Raw genomic sequence first — 17,466 nt, 5'->3', positions numbered from 1 at the left:
AAAGGACGTGAAGGACCTTTGTTTATCGACATTCATGTACATCCCGCATTTTTTGAACCCATCAACCAGGACGAGCAGCGAGAGGAACTGCGCCATCGGGAACTGGATATCCACCGCAACGGAACCGCCCCGCTGGAGCATATCTTCAACCAGATGCGCTGCGCCGGGCTGGACCGACTCTGCCTGTTGGGCCAGGATTACACCAGCACGGTGGGGGATACGCTGGTGAGCAATGAAGAGATCCATCAACTGGTTGGACTGGCGCCGGACCGCTTTATCGGATTTGCGGGAGCGGATCCGCTTGCACCGGGCGCGGTGGACCGGCTGGAGCATGCCTTTGCGGATTTGAAGCTGCGAGGCGTGAATCTTCATCCCGGCCGCCAGCATTTCTATCCTGCCGACGAGCGGTTGGAGCCGATCTATGCGCTGTGCGAACAGTATGACCGGCCGGTGATGTTCCATGCGGGCCTTTCCTGGGAGCCGGATACACTGACCAGGTATTGCCATCCCCTCTGCTTTGAGGAGGTGGCAGCCCGGCATCCCAAACTGCGCATCTGTCTGGGTCATTTTGCATGGCCCTGGGTGCGGGAGACTGCGATGTTGATGGTGAAGTATCCCAACGTGTACGCCGACACCGGTGCGCTTTATTTTGACTGTGCCCGGGAGTTTTATCAGCAGACCTTTACGCGGGATATCCCGGTCACCTGGATCGATCGATCTCTGCGCCACCAGGTCATGTTCGGGTCCAACAATCCCCGCTTTGAACAGATTCGCATGGCCCAGGCACTGGATCAGCTGGGGTTGCGGGACAGTACGCTGGAGTTGATTCGGGGTGGTAACGCCCTGGAGTTTTTGGGCGGTTCTCTGTAAGGGTGGAAAGGAGAAGGGGCAATGTATATCAAGCCTATCGTACTTTTGACCAAAACCTATAACGAGATGGATGTGATCACTCCTCAGGTGGAGCAGATCGTAAAGGAAAGCGAGATTCAGAACGGAATGGTTACCGTGCTGACCAAGCACACCACCACGGGAATTACGGTGAACGAGGCCCTGGAATGCCTGGAAAGCGATATTGCGCTGTTCCTGCAGCGGCAGGCGCCGGAGGATGCACCGTACAGCCATGCCCGCATGCTGCGGGATTACGGATCTACGGCCGGCAATCCCGCCGGTCACCTGAAGGCGTATCTCACCGGAAATCATTGTCATTTCCCTCTGGTCGAGGGAGAAATGATTCGGGGCGGTGCGCAGGATATCTATTTCTGTGAGTTTGACGGTCCGGCGAAACGCACCATCCTGGTCATAGTCCAGGAGTGAGCAGGCGTTAAAACAAAGCGGACGCAAAAGGGCGGAGTTCAGAATGGATTTATTCCTTTCGAACCCCGCCCTTTTCCGTCGAAAAAGATCGACGGACGGCGAAGAAAGAAAGGGCTGAAAACGGAGCGGAAAACAGGGTGGGGAAAAGCGTGTGGGAAAAATTTCCAAAAGCGGTATGCCTGTTTATTTATTAACGTACGGTTTGAGGATTCAAATGTTGTACTATCCACAAAGAGAAAATGAGATTTTCCTGCATAACGTCAAAATTTGAGCACTGTGCTTTTTATTTTTGGAATTGTGTTGACGGCATTTGTTCATTGTGCTAGAATAATTGGCGAAGTGGTATGAAAAACCCGATGTGTTATGTGATGAAAGCCAATTGCCCTCGAGTGGTCCTAACGGGGGCGGAATCATTCCGGCAGCAACCGGGATATCGTTGTGTGAAAGGAGAATCCGCATGTCGAAACACGAAACAACGACTGCACCCAGCGCGGAGCTGGGACGCAAATTAGGTCTGGGCGCCGTGATCGCATTGGGAGTCGGCACCACCGTTGGTTCCGGTATCTTCTCGTCTCTGTCTGAGGTGGCCAATGCCGCAGGAAGCAGCCTGTTCCTGGTGCTTGCCTTCCTGATTGGCGGTCTGCTTCAGGTACCTGCCAACTTCTGCTACGCAGAATTGGCTTCCGCATTCCCTGAGGATGGTGGTCAGTATGTTTACTTCCGTGAAGCCGGGTCCCGCCCGCTGGCCTTCCTGTGCGGTTGGATCAGCTTCTGGGCCACCGATCCCCCGTCCATCTCCATTATGGCGCTGGCGATCGTTAACTACCTGGCTTACTTCCTGCCCATGCACGGCATCGTGCTGAAGATCGTTGCTACGGCTTTCGTGCTGGTGTTCATGATGGTACATCTGCGCAGTGTAGAGGGAGGAGGCAAGTTCCAGACCTTCATCACCGCCCTGAAAATTCTGCCCTTTATACTGATCATGGGTGTAGGACTGTTCTTCATGAATGGGTCCACCCTGCTGTCGGCCACTCCTCTGGCGGGCACCACGGTCACCGGAATCACGGCGCTGCTGGCCGGTATCTCTGCCACCACTTGGTCTTTTGACGGCATGGGCGCTGCCTGCTACATGTCCGGCGAGATCAAAGAGCCCGAGAAGAATATGCCCCGTGGTCTGATTCTTACCGCGCTGATCGTTCTGGGCCTGTATGTGGGCCTGACCTTCGTAGCTTCCGGCCTGCTGAGCATCGATGAGCTGGCTTCTTCCGATGCGCCCATCGCGCTGCTGGCCTCCAAGATCCCCGTGATCGGCCAGGGCGCCGACGTGGTGGTTGCGATCATGGCCATCATCGTGGTGATCGGCTCTCTGTCCAGCTGCATCATGTTCCAGCCCCGCATCGAGTACGCGATGGCGCGTGACGGACTGTTCTTCAAGCAGTTTGGCCAGGTGCATCCCAAATACCAGACCCCCGCGTTCTCCATCGTTGTTCAGTGCATGGTGGCTATCGTTCTGATCTTCGCCTCCAGCCTGTCTGATCTTCTGGGTTACTTCACCGTGATCGCATTGCTGAAGAACTTCCTGACCTTCGGCACCATCTTTGTGCTGCGCCGCAAGGAGCATTACAAACCCACCTACAGAATGCCCGGCGGATACGCCATGCCGGTAATCGCCATGGTGATGACTGCCACGCTGATCTACTCCACCTTCATCTGGTCCGCGCTGCCCAGCATCATTTCTGCAGTGGTAGCGGTGGGCACCGGCCTGCCGGCTTACTACCTGATGGAGCGGCAGAACCAGAAAAAGCAAGGGAACGCCTGATCGTTTCCTCAAACCACAACAGTGAATCGGCCGGTCCCGGATTTCCGCGGCTTAAAGCCGCGGAAATCCGGGACCGGCAATTGGATAAGGAAGACGGGATTCTATGGAGCAGCAATTTCGCGCACGCCCGCGGGACCAGGCAACGGAACAGATTGAGTGCTATATTTTGCAGAACGATCTTGCACCGCATTCCAAGCTGCCCAGCGAACGAGATATGTGCAGCATGTGGCAAATGAATCGGACCACGCTGCGCAGCGCGATCCGCCGACTGATTGTAGAGGGCAAGGTGTACCACCGCAAGGGGGCGGGTACCTTTGTGGCGCCGCCTAAGCTGGAGCGGACGCTGCAGGATGTGAAGTCCTTCACCGATCAGGTTCTGCAGAACTACCGCAGCATGCAGACCCGGCCGCTGGACGTGCGAACGGCAGCGGCCCCCCGCTCGGTGGAAAGGAAGCTGGGGCTTGCGGAGCAAAGCCCGGTCTTCCAGCTGCGGAGACTGCGCTGTATCAACGGACAGCCGGTGACGATTGAGGACAACTACCTTGATCCGGCAATCTGCCCGGGGATTGAGCAGTACGATTTTTCCGATGAATCCTTCTACAACGTGCTGGCACATTACGGCATTACGGTGGATCATGGTCACCAGACTATCGGTATCACTTACGCCACCGAAGGGGAAAGTGAACTGCTTGAGGTTCCGGTGGGGGCGCCGCTGTTCTATGTGTCCGGTATCTCGTTCGACAGCCAGAACAGGCCAATCGAAGTGTTCAAATCTGTCACGCGCGCCGACAAGATCCGGTTTTCCAGTATCCTTACAACACAACCCAAAGAAAAGGTGGAACAGTTATGAAACTGGCAGCAGTTGGCAGCAATTGCATTGATTATTATAATAATGTGGAGGGCGGAACAGCCTATCCCGGCGGCGGCCCGGTGAACATGGCGGTTTACACGGTGCGCAACGGGGGCCAGGCCTCCTACATCGGGCCGGTGGGCGACGATGTGTATGGGCAGATTATGGCCGAAGCTATGACTCGCAAGGGTGTGGACACAAGTCATCTGCACGTGCTGCACGGGCATACGGCGGTTTCCCAGGTGACCCTAGTGGACGGTGAACGGGTATTCGGCGACTATGACGAGGGCGTGCTGGAGCAGTACACCCTGTCGTCGGAAGATATGGATTTCATCAGCACACATGACGTGGTGGTGTGCGACCTGTGGGGCAAGGTGGGCCGTTTCTTCGGCCAGCTCCGGCAGCGCGGGGTAAAAACCGCATTTGACTGTGCCACTCGTCCCGGAGACGCCGCTTGCGCGGAGGCAATCCCCTATACGGATTATCTGTTCTTTTCCTCGGATGACGGAGACACCGAAACCCTGCGTGAGCTGATGAAGGTGCTGCACAGCCAGGGGCCCAAACTGGTGATTGCCATGCTGGGCGAGCAGGGAAGTCTGTGTTTTGATGGCCAGACCTTCCATCCCTTTGGGATCGTTCCCTGCCCCAATGTGGTGGATACGATGGGTGCGGGCGACAGCTACATCGCTGGTTTCCTGCATGGCCTGGTGGACGGATTGCCTATTGAGGCGTGCATGGAAAAGGGAGCCGCAACCTCCACAGAAACATTGCAATATTTCGGCGCGTGGCTGTAACCGGTCCCGCATAAGCCGAACAAGAAAGGGCTCGACATGGAACACATCGGAACTGGACCTGTCTCTTTGCAGCTGCGGGAGATCATTCGCGCACAAATTGAGGAAGGGATATACCCTCCCGGCACGGCGATCCCAGCGGAAAATGAACTGGCAGCCCAATATGATGTGAACCGTCTGACCGTGCGCACAGCCATTGGAGCCCTGGTGTACGAGGGACTGCTCAAGCGGGTGCAGGGCAAGGGCGTCTATGTGCTGGGGGAAAAGATGAACCGGGACCTGGACAATCTGGGCGGGTTTACGCAAACCATCCGGCAGAAAAACGCGGTGCCCTCCACCCGAATCCTCACCAAGGCGCTGCGCCCGGCGGGGAACAAGTATGCGTTGGTCTTCGGGATTCAGCCGGAAGACTCCATCTATTACATCAAGCGTATCTGCTATGTGAGCGATGAGCCGGTTTCGTTGGAAGAGGTTTTCATTCCGCATTATGTGGTCCCGAAGCTGGAAGGAATCGATCTGTCCGTCTTTTCTTTGTATGAGGTTTATGATTTTTATCACGTGCGCCCCAAACAAGCGCGGCAAACGCTGGACCTGGCTGTGCTGGAAGCAAACGACGCGCGTCTGCTCGGCATTTCATGCGAGCAGGCCGTGATGCTGTTCGAGTGCACCAGCCAGGATGAAAACGGTCAGGTGATTGAGTTTTCGCGCAACTATACCCGGGGCGACAAGTGCAATTTTACCGTTCATTTTCAAAAATGAGCGTGCCCTATGAAGGGAGGGCTTGTAATGGGGTTGTTCCGCGGGGAATTTTATTCCCAAAAGCTCCGCATGACCACCCAGCTGTATGTGATCTTCCCGGACCCCTCCAACGATGTAACTCCGCTGTGGACGGGGGAGCCCAGGGTTCTGTATCTGCTGCATGGCCTTGCGGCCAACGCCAGCGAATGGACCCGCTTTTCCAAAATTGAATACTATGCCAAAAAATACAATTTCATTGTGATCATGCCGGAGGTCCAGCGCAGTTTTTACTGCACGGCCCGGTACGGCCCGGACTATTTCGGGTATGTGGCCGACGAACTGAGTGAGTTGTGCAAAACCTGGTTTCGACTGCCCGAAGCAAGAGCCTCCACATTTATTGCGGGGGAAAGCATGGGCGGTTACGGGGCGGTCAAGGTGGCCCTGCGCAGGCCGGAGTGCTTTGCCGCCTGCGCAAGTCTGTCCGGCGTGATGGATTATGCCGCCATGGTGGAACGGGTCCGCAAAGGAGAGTGGCCGGATGTGCTGTCCCAGGAACTGGACGCCCTTCACGGAACGGGCATGCCGCCTGATCCGCAGGAGGACTTGTTTCAGCTGCTGAGGGACCGGGCCAACGACCCTGGGCGCCCTGGGCTGCTGCAGATCTGCGGCACGGAAGATTTTTTGTATGCAGACAACCTGCGCTTTCGGGATGCGGCCAGAGCGGCGGGATATGGACACACCTATCTGGAATGGGCCGGAGAGCATGCGTGGCCCTTCTGGGATGTGGCGATCCAGCGGGCGTTCCAGTATTTTTGCGGAATGGACCTGCAGACCAGCCCGATTTTCTGAGCCGGCGCTTGGCGGGAAAACTGCATGATAGTATGAAAGAGAAGGAGCATTTGTATTATGGTTACGACTTCTATGTGGAACGAACAGACTGGTGCGTGTCTGCGTAATTTTGATGAAAAAGAAGCTCTGGACAGTGTAAATGGCGCGCTGGCACTGCGTGGCCAGATTGAACAGATCATCGACCAGATCTGGGCCGATGGTTTCGACGGAATCTATTTTATTGGTATCGGTGGCACCTACGCCTCCAGCATGCAGGTGGAGGTCTATATGCGCGGACACTCCAAACTGCCGGTGTTCGTGGAGAATGCCGCCGAATTTTTGACCACAGGCAACCGTCGATTCACCGATCGCTCGGTGGTGATTCTCTCTTCGGTTTCCGGCAACACCAAGGAGATGGTACAGCTGGTGGACCGGGTGCATCAGATTGGCGGCAGGGTGTTCAGCTTTATCGACACGCCGGGCAGTGTGCTGACCCAGCCGGACAAGCAGGATTATCTGGTGGTCTATCCCAAGAACGAACAGCTGAAATTTTACATGGTAGCGAACTACCTGATGTACAAAAACGGCGAGTTTGCGGACTATGACCGGTACAACCGGGAGATGGAGGCTCATCTGGCGCAGGTACTGGTGGATGTGGAAAAGGAGTCCGATGCCTGGGCCTACGATTACGCCAAGGCCTGTGTCGCGTTCCGGAACGAGCATCCGGACCTGCCGCGCTACTTCATTGGTTCCGGCAACCAGTATGGTGCCACCTATTCCTATGCCATGTGCTACTGGGAAGAGCAGATGTGGATTCGCACCAAGTCCATCTCCTGCCAGGAGTTCTTCCACGGCATGCAGGAGATTGTGGTGTGGGACACCCCCGTTACCCTGTTTATGGGCGAGGATGAGCAGCGTCCGCTGGCCGAACGGGTGGCGCGTTTCCTGCCCAAGGTGTGCGGCAATTATACCATCATCGATACCAAGGAGTTTGCGTTGAAGGGCATCAGCCCGGAATTCCGCGGCACGATTTCTCATCTGGTAATGCACGGTGTGAACAATCGCGTGGACGCTTACATGGAGCTGTTCCTGCGCCATCCGCTGTCGATCCGCCGCTACTACCGCCAATTTGAGTATTGATCCATTTACAGCACGAGCCGCCGCAGCGATTCCTTGCATGAGTCGTTGCGGCGGCTCTTTTCAAAAAGGAGGATGCTAACCATGCTTTGGAGTGAAATCTTATTCGGCGTAAAAAAGCCCATCATCGCTATGCTGCATCTGGACCCACTGCCTGGCGATCCCCGCTTTCGCCCGAACACCGCGATGGAAGAGATTGTGGAACATGCCCGGGAGGACCTGCAGGCGCTGCAGGAGGGCGGCGTGGACGGGGTGCTGATCAGCAACGAGTTCAGCCTGCCCTATGAGCGACAGATGAACTTTGTGACCCCGGCGGCCATGGCCTATGTGGTGGGGCGGCTCAAGCAGGATTTGAGAGTCCCCTTTGGCGTGGACTGCATCTCGGATGGGCGCGCCACGATTGAGCTGGCCGCCGCGGTGGATGCAGACTTTGTGCGTGGGACCTTTTCCGGCGTGTATGTGGGAGATGGAGGCCTGTATAACAATGATTTTTCCAAATTGATGCGCCGGCGTGCGGAGCTGTATCTGCAGCAGCTTCGGATGCTGTATTTTATCAATCCGGAATCCGACCAAAACCTAGATAACAGGCCATTGGCAGACATTGCTCGATCCACTATTTTCAAGGTTCATCCGGATGGATTATGTGTTTCAGCCAATGCGGCCGGACAAGATGTGGACGAGGAGCTGATTGCCAGTGTCAAACAGGCTGCGCCTCAAACGGTGATCCTGTGCAATACAGGATGTCGGCCAGATACCATTGCCCGTAAGCTGGCGGTGGCGGATGGAGCAGTAGTGGGGACCTATTTCAAGGAGGGCGGTAGACTGGAAAACGAACAGTTGGAGAATGTGCGGGTGTGCGCTGACCGGGTCAGGGAGCTGATGCAGGTAGTGTACCAGGTGCGAGCCAGATGAGGGGGCATAAAGATAGCAACAGAGTTCCGGCCTTGTTGGTTCTGGATCTGGATGGCACTACTTGCGATGACCAGGGGAACATCAGCAGGGAGAACCGGCGAGCGTTGCAATGGGTTCGTAGTCAGGGGAATATGGTCTGCTTTGCCACTGGTCGTCGAGAGGTGGACATGCTTCCACTGGGAGACGTGTCTGACTGCGCCGACTATCTGTTGCTGAACAACGGGGGTAAGCTAGTAGAGACCGGCAGTGGCCGGGTATTGTTCCGGGAACGAATTGATCCAGTGTCGGCTCGGCAGCTGGTGGAATTTTGCTTGCATCATGACTATCTGTTACATGTACTGGCTGGACCGTTATGGGCGGTGAATAAGGAAAATGACAGTCTGAGAGAGTATGCTGATCAGTTGGGGGTTTGGCCCAGCCGATTTCAACACTGTGATCAGTTGCCGCTGGATGACATCGAGGGCTTTACTGTGACCCAGGACTGGAAGCCCGTGTGGGAGTTTGTGCGGCGCAAGGGGCTTGCACTCAGTGTTACGCCAAGCGACCCTACCAGTGTAGACATCATGGCACCGGGAATCAGCAAATGGAACGGTATTTGTCGCCTGCTTTCGCTGCTGCCGGTTCGACCGTTCCGGATCATTGCTGTTGGGGATTACGATAACGACATTGAAATGATTAAGAACAGTGACATCGGTGTAGCAGTGGCCAACGCGAGGCCTCATGTCAAGGGGGCGGCAGATTATGTATCTCCTTTTTGCAATAATGAAGATACAGTGGCCCATATTGTTGCACATTTTTTCGAAGAAATTCAATGAACTGTGCGAATAGTTGTCAAGGAGGTTGAATTGCATGGATGCTACATATTTTATGGGAATTGATACGGGAACAAATTCCAGCAAAGGTGTGATCATTGATGAGGATTGCAATGTAGTGGCGTGTTGTTCTACTCAGCACACGATGACCAATCCGAAGCCGAATCACTTCGAACACGATGCCGAAAAAGATTGGTGGGGCGATTTCTGTCGTATCAGCCAAGGGCTATTGAAAAAATCCGGGATTGATCCGGTTCAGATCAAGGCAGTGGGGCTTAGCGCATTGGGAGCTGATTGCCTTCCAGTTGATGAACAGTGCTGTCCATTGCGCAAGGCCATTTTGTATGGCATTGATGCGCGAGCAGGAAAAGAGATTGAACAGTTGACCAGCCTGTATGGCCCAGAACAAATCCGCCGCTGGTATGGTCGTCCGCTGTGCTCCAGCGATGTAATGCCCAAAATCCTGTGGATCAAAAATAACGAGCCAGAGGTGTATGCCAGAACTTACAAATTTTTAACTGGCTCCAGTTTTCTTGCGGCAAAGCTGACAGACAATTATGTGGTGGATCGTTTCTTGGGACTGGCCAGTTTCAATCCGTTGTATGATCCGAAAACCTGGCGACCGGTCCCGGAACTGTGCGCGCCTGTTTGTCGACCGGACCAGTTGGCGAAGGTACAGGAGGCAACGGATCTAGCGGGCTACGTAACCGAGGCTGCGGCCAAAGAGACAGGCCTGACCCCGGGAACACCAGTGATCACGGGGACAGATGATTCTGGTGCTGAAGCTATCAGCGCCGGCGTGGTGGAGCCGGGCAAAATGATGATTCAGTTTGGTTCCTCCATCTATATGATTCTGGGTACCAGACACCTGGTGGACGACGAGCGGTTGTGGCGTGAGCAATTCATTGTGCCCGGACTGTGCGATATCTCCGCGGGTACGAACACTGGTGGCAGTTTAACCAAATGGTATAGAGATGAACTGTTCAGTGATGCATTGGAACAGGAGAAAAAGACGGGGATTGATGCCTATCAACTGATGCTGGAGGGAGTGGATCAGGTACCGCCAGGTTCGGACGGATTGATCACGCTGCCCTATTTTGCGGGAGAACGCACACCGGTCAATGATCCGCTGGCATGTGGTATCTTGTTTGGACTCACGATCTCCCATACGCGTCGGCATTTATACCGCAGCGCGCTGGAAGGAGTAGCGTATTCCATTCAGCAGCAGCTACGCCTGATGGAAAGTCATGAGGATGTGTCCATTGATCAAATCTTTGCTGTGGGCGGCGGGGTGAACAATGCGCTGTGGATGCAGATTGTGGCGGATGTAACGGGCAGAGAGATCAACACGCCGAACGTCACAGTGGGAGCGAGTTACGGCGATGCCATGATGGCCGCAGTAGGAGTGAGACATCCGGGATTTGAGAATTTTTCTTGCTTGGCTCAGCATATCAAAACGGGAACAGTATATAAGCCTGATTTCAAAAAATATAAAATCTACCAGAAGTATCAGGCAATATATGATAAGCTCTATGACTCCACTTGCGAATTGATGCATATGATGACCGAAGAGCAATAATGAAGCGCTCTTTCTATGGTAATATCAACGCCTTTTTCGAAGGATATCTTGTCTGATGGACACAGAATACACTAACTAGCTTATCTGGGAGGCCAAGTAAATTGAAACATTCGGCGTATACATGCAAGCACTTCAGACCTGAAGCAGCAAGTGTTCCGCTAGTTACGTTTTGAAGGAAAGCTAAAGGCGTAGAGCGTCAAATTTAAAATGCGCACGTTGCTTTATCATCGGCGGATGCGGGGCAATTGATCAAAATTTTGTGCACCTGTGTTCCATTAAAAAATCACCCCTTGTTTCTGGAAACAAGGGGTTTTATAATGGAATTAATGAAATAAACTGTTCCATTATCGGCGGAAGGAGTGAAAACCATGAGAGTCATGAGCGAAAAAAAGGTAGTGTCAAGTATTTTTCGCAAAATGGTTTGCAGGCTCTGGCATGAGTGAAGTCAGCCAGCGATGGAAGCGTCCTCAAAAGCAGCCTCCAGGTGCTTCATGTTCATGTACTTCTTGTTGCCCCACTGGGTGCCGGCCACATGGCGCAGCCGGGCACAGACCAGCATGAGGGCGGAGTTGCCGCCCGGGAAACTGCCCACCACACGGGTGCGGCGGCGGATCTCCCGGTTCAGCCGTTCAATGACATTATTTGTTCGAATGCGAGTCCAGTGTTCACTAGGAAACTCACAGTAGGTCAGAGTCTCCTCAATACCATCCTCTATTTTCCTGGCAGCCTCCTTCAGTTTCATGGAACGCAGTTCTTCTACCACGGCTCGGGCTTTCTCCCGGGCAGCTTTCTTGCTCTCCTGGGCATGGATCGCCTTGAGCATCTTTGCCACCAGCTTCACCTTGGAGCGAGGTGTTACAGAGAACACATTGCGGTAAACTACCAAGTCTGTATGCCGTCCAGGCAGAGCAGGAAATAGTCAGTTGCAGACAAAGATGGCATCGTATGTATCAAAGCTGTGGTCGCTCTACTCTGGAACAGTCGTTTGTGGACGACTGTGAAGGAAGAGAAGCCATATGCCTTAATTCTTGGCAGTCCGCACTTTATCGATCCATAATCGAACAAATGGATATAGTATGCACTTGGCTTGATTTGGAAATTCAAATTTCCTCCTCTGCGTCTCTGTAAATGGAGCATTCTCCTTTTAGAGCACCGTTCGCCGCCTTCATTATGCAAACCATCCATAAAAGGGAATTGTTTCTTTTTTGCAGCCTATATTTTTAGAATATCACAACACAGAAAAAATATATAGTCTCCATCTTTAAATGATTGTTTCAAGAGACAAGATAAACAAGCTATATCTTGGGCCGTCTATTTCCAAATGATGACATAATCGTTGGCCATGCACTTTCTCTAAACTCTCTAAACTTACAATTCTTTAAGCAATAAATAACCAAAGCAAAAATTTGGACCTTAGGCTACTGTTGACGTCTTCCGTGCTTTCGAGTCCTGTGCCGGAAAGGCTCTTGTGGAACAGGGCAGGTCAAAACTGGTCAGTTTGTCCCCGATTTTTCGGCGGTATCAAGCCGTTTTCGATAGGCAAAAGCCCGAAAAATGGCTTTAGTACGAATCAAACCGGCATCCCCCGTTTTGGCCCCGTTTGGCAAGATTTTTTGGAAAAATGCAAGATTTCATGCAAGATAATTGGGGGCCGTTTTGCCGGATGAACACTGGATTTTCACCCCGCCGCCGGAAAACGGGATTTGCCAAATGCAAGATTTCGGGCCAATTTTGTGTAGTATCTTTCCGGGTTTCAACAATTTGTATTGTTTTGGTGGAAAACATAGTGGTTCTCCGGGTCCAAATTCAAAACAAAGGAGAACCCCAAAAATGAAGAAAAACAATCTCTTTCAGGACACTCTGGAGCGGGAAATTCAGGACCTGCTGGCGCCTTACCCCGACCCCATGGGCCGCACCGACTTCCGCAAAGCCTGCCGCATCGGCACCCGCACCTCCATCTACCTGCTGCAGAGCGGCCTGGTGCCCTGCGAAAACACCGGCAAACAGACCCGCTGCTACAAGATTGCCAAGGCCGACGTGGCCGCCTACCTGCGCCGCCGCCTCACGGAGCCGGAGTACTACACCCCGCCCAGCGGCTGGTACAAGAACTACCCGAACCACAAGCCCCCGGCCTTCGGCCTGAACGGTGCGCTCCTGCTCACCGACGCAACCCGCCGGCGGGTGCGCCGCTGGTATGAGAACCTTCTGGCCCGCCAGCCTGATGTGCTGGATGCTCACCAAATCGCCCGGGTCACCGGCTACGCTTCCCGTACCGTCAGCCGCTGGTGCACCGAGGGGAGGTTAAAGGCGTTCCCGTACCAGCACACCTATAAGGTGCCCAAAGAGTGGCTGCTGGAGTTCCTCACCTCCGAGGACTACAACAGCATCACCCGCAAGAGCAAGGAGCACTACGCCATGATCGCCGCGGTGGGAACGAAGCCCTGGAAGCCCAAGAAGAGCTGAAGAATAGAAGCAGGGGGAGCATTTTCCGGGTCGGAAGATGCTCCCCTAAGATCGGTATGCGGTATTTTACAACCGCCTTTGAAAAACGCATAGATGATTACATATCCTTTCTGTTAGGGTCTATCTGGCAATATTCGGCATCGATGACCTCCGGCAGCTGGTGACGAATGATCTTAACGGCGGTCAGAATGGTGATCAGATTTAGCACACCTTCGGTTATGAGCGTCACCCCCAGCAAGATCATCACGACCTGGGCGCTTTCCGATGGGCGTAAGAGCAGCAGGAAACCGGCAGCCCCTGTCAGAATTGCTACAGCGAGAATCAGCCACCACTTTTGAATGCCAAAGGCTTTGGAATCAATGGAAATCTGTATTTTGAGGAGCGCGTCTGCCAGAACACAGATGCCCATAACAATGCAGATAAGATTAACCATTGCATCTGTACGGATGATCAGAATGACGCCAAGTGCCACGAGCAGAATGCCAAAGGCCAGATCAAATTGAAATGCCAGCCTGTATAAGTCTTTGGAACAATAGCCGACGATCTTTACCAAGCCGAATAGAACCATGATTCCTCCGCCGAGCCTGCATAGCAGCGTCACCGAGAAATCAGGCACAGCAATCAGTACAATTCCCAATACACATAACAGAATAGAGATCATGATATAGCCAATTTTTGCGGCTTTAATCCGGTTGTTCAGTTGCACAAAAAATACCTCCTTGTTTTGTCAATATTCTCATGGTTGCGTGAAGGTCACGTACCTCATAGACAATCTTTTTATATATAAAAAGTGTGATTTCGCATCGTAATTTACTACATGAGCTAACATATCAGCCAACTCTTCCGTCTATACTGCCAATCTGAATGTAGAGCAGACTAAGCATTCATTTGACAAAAAATATCTTGCAGATCGGCATCAATTGCAGACAGCAAATCTGCATCATGTTTCAGACGACATTTAAGGGAATCTGACACATCGTTTTCAGTCTTGTATTTTAGGTGATGCTCTAAACTCGCCCAATAGTCCATAGCAATTGTCCGTATTTGGATCTCAACAGGAATGTGTTCTGTTGTCCCCGCCAAGAAAATGGGAACTGAAACAATTAGGTGGAGACTCCGGTATCCGTTTGACTTTGGATTAGAAATAAAGTCCTTTTTCTTAAGCAAACGAATGTCATCTTGAGAAAGGAGCAGGTCAGCGACTAGATTTACATCATTTAGGTAATTGCACACGACCCGAACTCCAGCAATATCAAGAATACCCTCACGAAGGGATTGCATTTCTATGGGGTATCCTTTTCGTCTGAGCTTTTCGAGCATACTTCCTGGAGACTTCAGCCTACATTCAATATGGTGGATAGGATTGTGGCAGTGCTCTACTTGGAATCCATCATTAAGAATCTCAAGTTTGGTCCTTACTTGCTTAATTGCAGCATTGTACAACTGACGGATTGTGAGAAACTCTGTCACATCATCCACGAAAGCCTCGTCCTGTAAGAGCGCCAGATTACGCTCACTTGTCGTCATTTGCAGGATTCTTTCAAAGTCCATAATAAGTCCCCCTTTTCATTTTAAACCGACAGGACTTTGACCCCTCCATAACACAGATAGCCGGACTGCCCAATGCAACCCTTGGGGCAATCCGGCTATTAGGACCTTCTATCACGAAATCAGATGATATCCTGCCAAAGCTGCGGCAAGTTTGTCTGTTCCCAAGGTAATTCCGCAGTATTTGAGCCAAAGTGACCATAGCTTGCGGTGTGTCTGTAAAACGGTGTTCGCAGGGAAAGGCGGTCTATGATAGCAGAGGGGCGCAGGTCAACCGTTTTAAGAATCAGTTCCCGGATCCGGTCTGCCGGGAGCTTTCCCGTACCAAAGGTGTCTACCAGGAGGGATACCGGCTGGGCAACGCCGATGGCGTAACTGATCTGGATCTCACACCGATCCGCCAATCCCGCCGCAACCACATTCTTCGCCAAGTACCGGGCCATATACGCACCACTTCGGTCGACCTTTGAGGGATCTTTACCAGAGAACGCGCCGCCGCCATGCCGGGCGTAGCCGCCGTAGGTGTCCACGATCAGCTTCCTGCCCGTCAGGCCGCTGTCTCCGGCGGGACCGCCAATGCAGAAACGGCCTGTGGGATTGATAAAGTATTTCGTGTCGGCATCCAGCATGGCTTCCGGAATCACCGGGCGGATGACATGAAGAAGGACATCTTCCCGGAGCTTATCCATAGATATCTCCGCTTCATGCTGGGACGAAACCACCACAGTGTCCACCCGTACAGGAAGGCCATCCCGGTATTCCACGGTGACCTGAGCTTTCCCGTCCGGCAGGAGATAGGAAAGGATTCCTTCCCGCCGCACATAGGCCAGACGCTTTGTCAGTTTATGGGCAAGCTCAATGGGCAGGGGCATCAGGCTGTCTGTTTCCCGGCAGGCGTAGCCGAACATCATGCCCTGATCTCCTGCGCCGTTTTCCATAGAATCCGTCTTCTCCACACCCATGTTGATATCGGGGGATTGCTCATGGATATCCACTGTGATTTGGCAGGTGTCTGCGTCAAAGCCATAGCCGTGCTTCACATACCCGATATCCCGAACCACCTGCCGGGCAATAGCGGCATAGTCCACACGGGCAGCCGAGGTGATCTCGCCGAAAATGTGGATCCCGTTGGGAATGGCAGTTACTTCGCAGGCTACATGGGAATGGGGATCGTTTTCCAAAAGGGCATCCAAAATGGCATCGGCGATCTGGTCACATACCTTATCCGGGTGTCCCGCTGTGACGCTTTCAGAGGTAAAGAAGGTTGTCATTTTGCCGCTTCTCCATTTTTCTTCGCACAGCTGCAGCTCCACAACTCGGTGGCGGTGGGGGTCCAGTTCTTTGCGTAAGCCTCGCATTTATCGCACAGGTGATCCACCGTTTCCGGGGATTGCAGGTCTGTGGAATGAGCGCCGGTAGCTTTCACAATTTCCCGCAGCTTTTCCGGATTCTCCAGCATGGGGCAGGGACGCAGATGGTTATCGTTAAAGGGCTGCCCATCGTGATAGGCCATGAAAATGGGGCTGCGCAGCACATCCAGCAGGCTCATGTCCCGGATGTTGGCGTTGGAATAGTGGATAAACACGCAGGGATCACAGTCACCGTTGGCGTTGATATGCAGATACCGCCGTCCACCGGCAATGCAGCCGCCTACATACTCGCCATCGTTCTGGAAGTCCATGGCGAAGATCGGCTTGGTAGCCCGGATGTCCCGGATCCGGTGATACATGAATTCCCGCTGCTCAGGATTGGGCAGCAGTTCCGGCACTGCGTCATTGCCCACGGGCATGTAGTGGAAGTACCAGACAAACCGAGCACCCCACTGAATCATCTGATCAATAAATTCATAGGAGCTGATAGAATCCAGATTCTGGCTGGTGTAGCAGCAGGACAGGCCGAAGGGCAGATGCTTCTCCTTCAGGATTGCCATTGCCTGAATCACTTTCTGGTAGGTACCGTTGCCCCGGCGGCCATCGGTGGCAGACTCAAAGCCCTCCACGCTGATGGCAGGGATAAAATTCTTCACCCGGAGCATCTCGTTTGCAAAAGCTTCGTCGATCAATGTGGCGTTGGTGAAGGAAAGGAACTGGCAGTCGCTGTGCTTTTCACACAGGGCGATCAGGTCCTTTTTGCGAACCAGAGGCTCACCGCCGGTATATATGTACATATATACGCCCATTTCCTTGCCCTGGGTGATAATGGAATCGATCTCGTCAAAGGTCAGGTTCAGCTTGTTGCCGTATTCCGCGGCCCAGCAGCCGGTGCAGTGCAGGTTGCAGGCAGAGGTAGGGTCAAGCAGAATGGCCCAAGGAATATTGCAGTTATATTTCTTCCGGTATTCCTCCTGCTTTGGCCAACCGATGATATTCGCGTTGAGGAAGAAATTTTCAAAGGTGGCCTTTAGAACCTCCGAATCCGTCTCCTTCAGGATGTTCATAACGAGCTGATACATGTTGTTCTGCGGGTCTTCCAGCACTTGACGGACTGCCGCGCGCTGGACTGGGAAACTGTCTGGGCCATCGCCAGCCAGCTTATCCACCCAGGACATCAGTTTCAGAGCATTTTCTTCCGGATTTTTCTCCAAGTAGCCAAAAGCAGTACGCAGAGTTGCTTTTTTTAGTTGATTTGTAAATGACATCTTTATCTCTCCATATATAAGGGGGGGGAGGCAACGC

16 protein-coding genes and 1 pseudogene are annotated in these 17,466 nt (G+C 53.1%); 12 read left to right on the top strand and 5 right to left on the bottom strand.

The features are described 5' to 3' along the window. The first annotated feature begins 18 nt into the window (after positions 1-18). The 11 genes from B5E65_RS11150 (at position 19) to B5E65_RS11100 (ending at position 10,780) form a co-directional block, all read left to right on the top strand. Positions 19-870 carry an amidohydrolase family protein gene (locus B5E65_RS11150; protein WP_058965528.1) on the top strand — a complete coding sequence of 284 codons (852 nt, stop codon included), beginning with the start codon at positions 19-21 and terminating at the stop codon, positions 868-870. A gap of 21 nt (positions 871-891) precedes the next feature. After that, positions 892-1,314: a secondary thiamine-phosphate synthase enzyme YjbQ gene (locus B5E65_RS11145; protein ID WP_087171844.1), complete on the top strand. Its 423-nt coding sequence runs from the start codon at positions 892-894 to the stop codon at positions 1,312-1,314. Between the two features lie 457 nt (positions 1,315-1,771). Beyond that, complete coding sequence (locus B5E65_RS11140) at positions 1,772-3,133, top strand: amino acid permease (RefSeq protein WP_087171843.1); 1,362 nt, start codon at positions 1,772-1,774, stop codon at positions 3,131-3,133. Positions 3,134-3,236: 103 nt separating this feature from the next. Continuing rightward, a complete protein-coding gene (locus tag B5E65_RS11135; RefSeq protein ID WP_087171842.1) occupies positions 3,237-3,983 on the top strand; it encodes a GntR family transcriptional regulator in 747 nt (248 codons plus the stop codon). Next, on the top strand, positions 3,980-4,777 hold the full coding sequence (gene frlD / locus B5E65_RS11130; protein ID WP_087171841.1) for a fructoselysine 6-kinase: 798 nt from the start codon (positions 3,980-3,982) through the stop codon (positions 4,775-4,777). The genes B5E65_RS11135 and frlD overlap by 4 nt, the downstream gene beginning before the upstream one ends. Before the next feature lie 36 nt (positions 4,778-4,813). Continuing rightward, positions 4,814-5,533, top strand: coding sequence for a GntR family transcriptional regulator (locus B5E65_RS11125; protein WP_087171840.1), 720 nt, complete (start codon positions 4,814-4,816; stop codon positions 5,531-5,533). Between the two features lie 27 nt (positions 5,534-5,560). Next, entirely contained in the window at positions 5,561-6,361 is an 801-nt protein-coding gene (locus B5E65_RS11120) for an alpha/beta hydrolase (protein WP_158098582.1), read from the top strand. A 57-nt stretch (positions 6,362-6,418) separates the two neighbouring features. Continuing rightward, the gene (locus tag B5E65_RS11115; RefSeq protein WP_337574748.1) at positions 6,419-7,480 is read left to right on the top strand and encodes an SIS domain-containing protein; all 1,062 of its coding nucleotides are present in this window, start codon (positions 6,419-6,421) and stop codon (positions 7,478-7,480) included. Positions 7,481-7,561: 81 nt separating this feature from the next. Further along, a complete protein-coding gene (locus B5E65_RS11110; protein WP_087171838.1) occupies positions 7,562-8,389 on the top strand; it encodes a BtpA/SgcQ family protein in 828 nt (275 codons plus the stop codon). Beyond that, positions 8,386-9,204, top strand: a complete 819-nt coding sequence (locus B5E65_RS11105; protein WP_087171837.1) for a Cof-type HAD-IIB family hydrolase — start codon at positions 8,386-8,388, stop codon at positions 9,202-9,204. Before B5E65_RS11110 ends, B5E65_RS11105 begins: the two co-directional genes overlap by 4 nt. A gap of 34 nt (positions 9,205-9,238) precedes the next feature. Then, a complete protein-coding gene (locus B5E65_RS11100) occupies positions 9,239-10,780 on the top strand; it encodes an FGGY-family carbohydrate kinase (protein ID WP_087171836.1) in 1,542 nt (513 codons plus the stop codon). 445 nt (positions 10,781-11,225) lie between these two features. Here the strand turns inward: B5E65_RS11100 and B5E65_RS11095 are convergent. Continuing rightward, a pseudogene (locus B5E65_RS11095) lies at positions 11,226-11,699 on the bottom strand (transposase); the annotation flags it as partial. 911 nt (positions 11,700-12,610) lie between these two features. Between B5E65_RS11095 and B5E65_RS11090 the strand changes: the two are divergent. After that, a complete protein-coding gene (locus B5E65_RS11090; protein ID WP_087171835.1) occupies positions 12,611-13,243 on the top strand; it encodes a helix-turn-helix domain-containing protein in 633 nt (210 codons plus the stop codon). A 97-nt stretch (positions 13,244-13,340) separates the two neighbouring features. Here B5E65_RS11090 and B5E65_RS11085 read toward each other — a convergent pair whose 3' ends face one another. From B5E65_RS11085 to B5E65_RS11070, 4 genes are all read right to left on the bottom strand, one after another. Next, positions 13,341-13,949: an HdeD family acid-resistance protein gene (locus B5E65_RS11085; protein WP_242957537.1), complete on the bottom strand. Its 609-nt coding sequence runs from the start codon at positions 13,947-13,949 to the stop codon at positions 13,341-13,343. A 170-nt stretch (positions 13,950-14,119) separates the two neighbouring features. Next, on the bottom strand, positions 14,120-14,794 hold the full coding sequence (locus B5E65_RS11080; RefSeq protein ID WP_242957536.1) for a GTP pyrophosphokinase: 675 nt from the start codon (positions 14,792-14,794) through the stop codon (positions 14,120-14,122). Positions 14,795-14,913: 119 nt separating this feature from the next. Further along, positions 14,914-16,062: a methionine adenosyltransferase gene (metK, locus tag B5E65_RS11075; protein WP_087171834.1), complete on the bottom strand. Its 1,149-nt coding sequence runs from the start codon at positions 16,060-16,062 to the stop codon at positions 14,914-14,916. Further along, complete coding sequence (locus B5E65_RS11070) at positions 16,059-17,429, bottom strand: radical SAM/SPASM domain-containing protein (RefSeq protein WP_087171833.1); 1,371 nt, start codon at positions 17,427-17,429, stop codon at positions 16,059-16,061. Before B5E65_RS11070 ends, metK begins: the two co-directional genes overlap by 4 nt. Between the last annotated feature and the right edge of the window lie 37 nt (positions 17,430-17,466).

The sequence above is a fragment of the Gemmiger sp. An120 genome (assembly GCF_002160955.1).
Taxonomy (GTDB): Bacteria; Bacillota; Clostridia; order Oscillospirales; family Ruminococcaceae; genus Gemmiger_A; species Gemmiger_A avium.
Note: the sequence above shows the minus strand (reverse complement) of the source record. Positions and strands in the feature narration are given on the sequence as shown.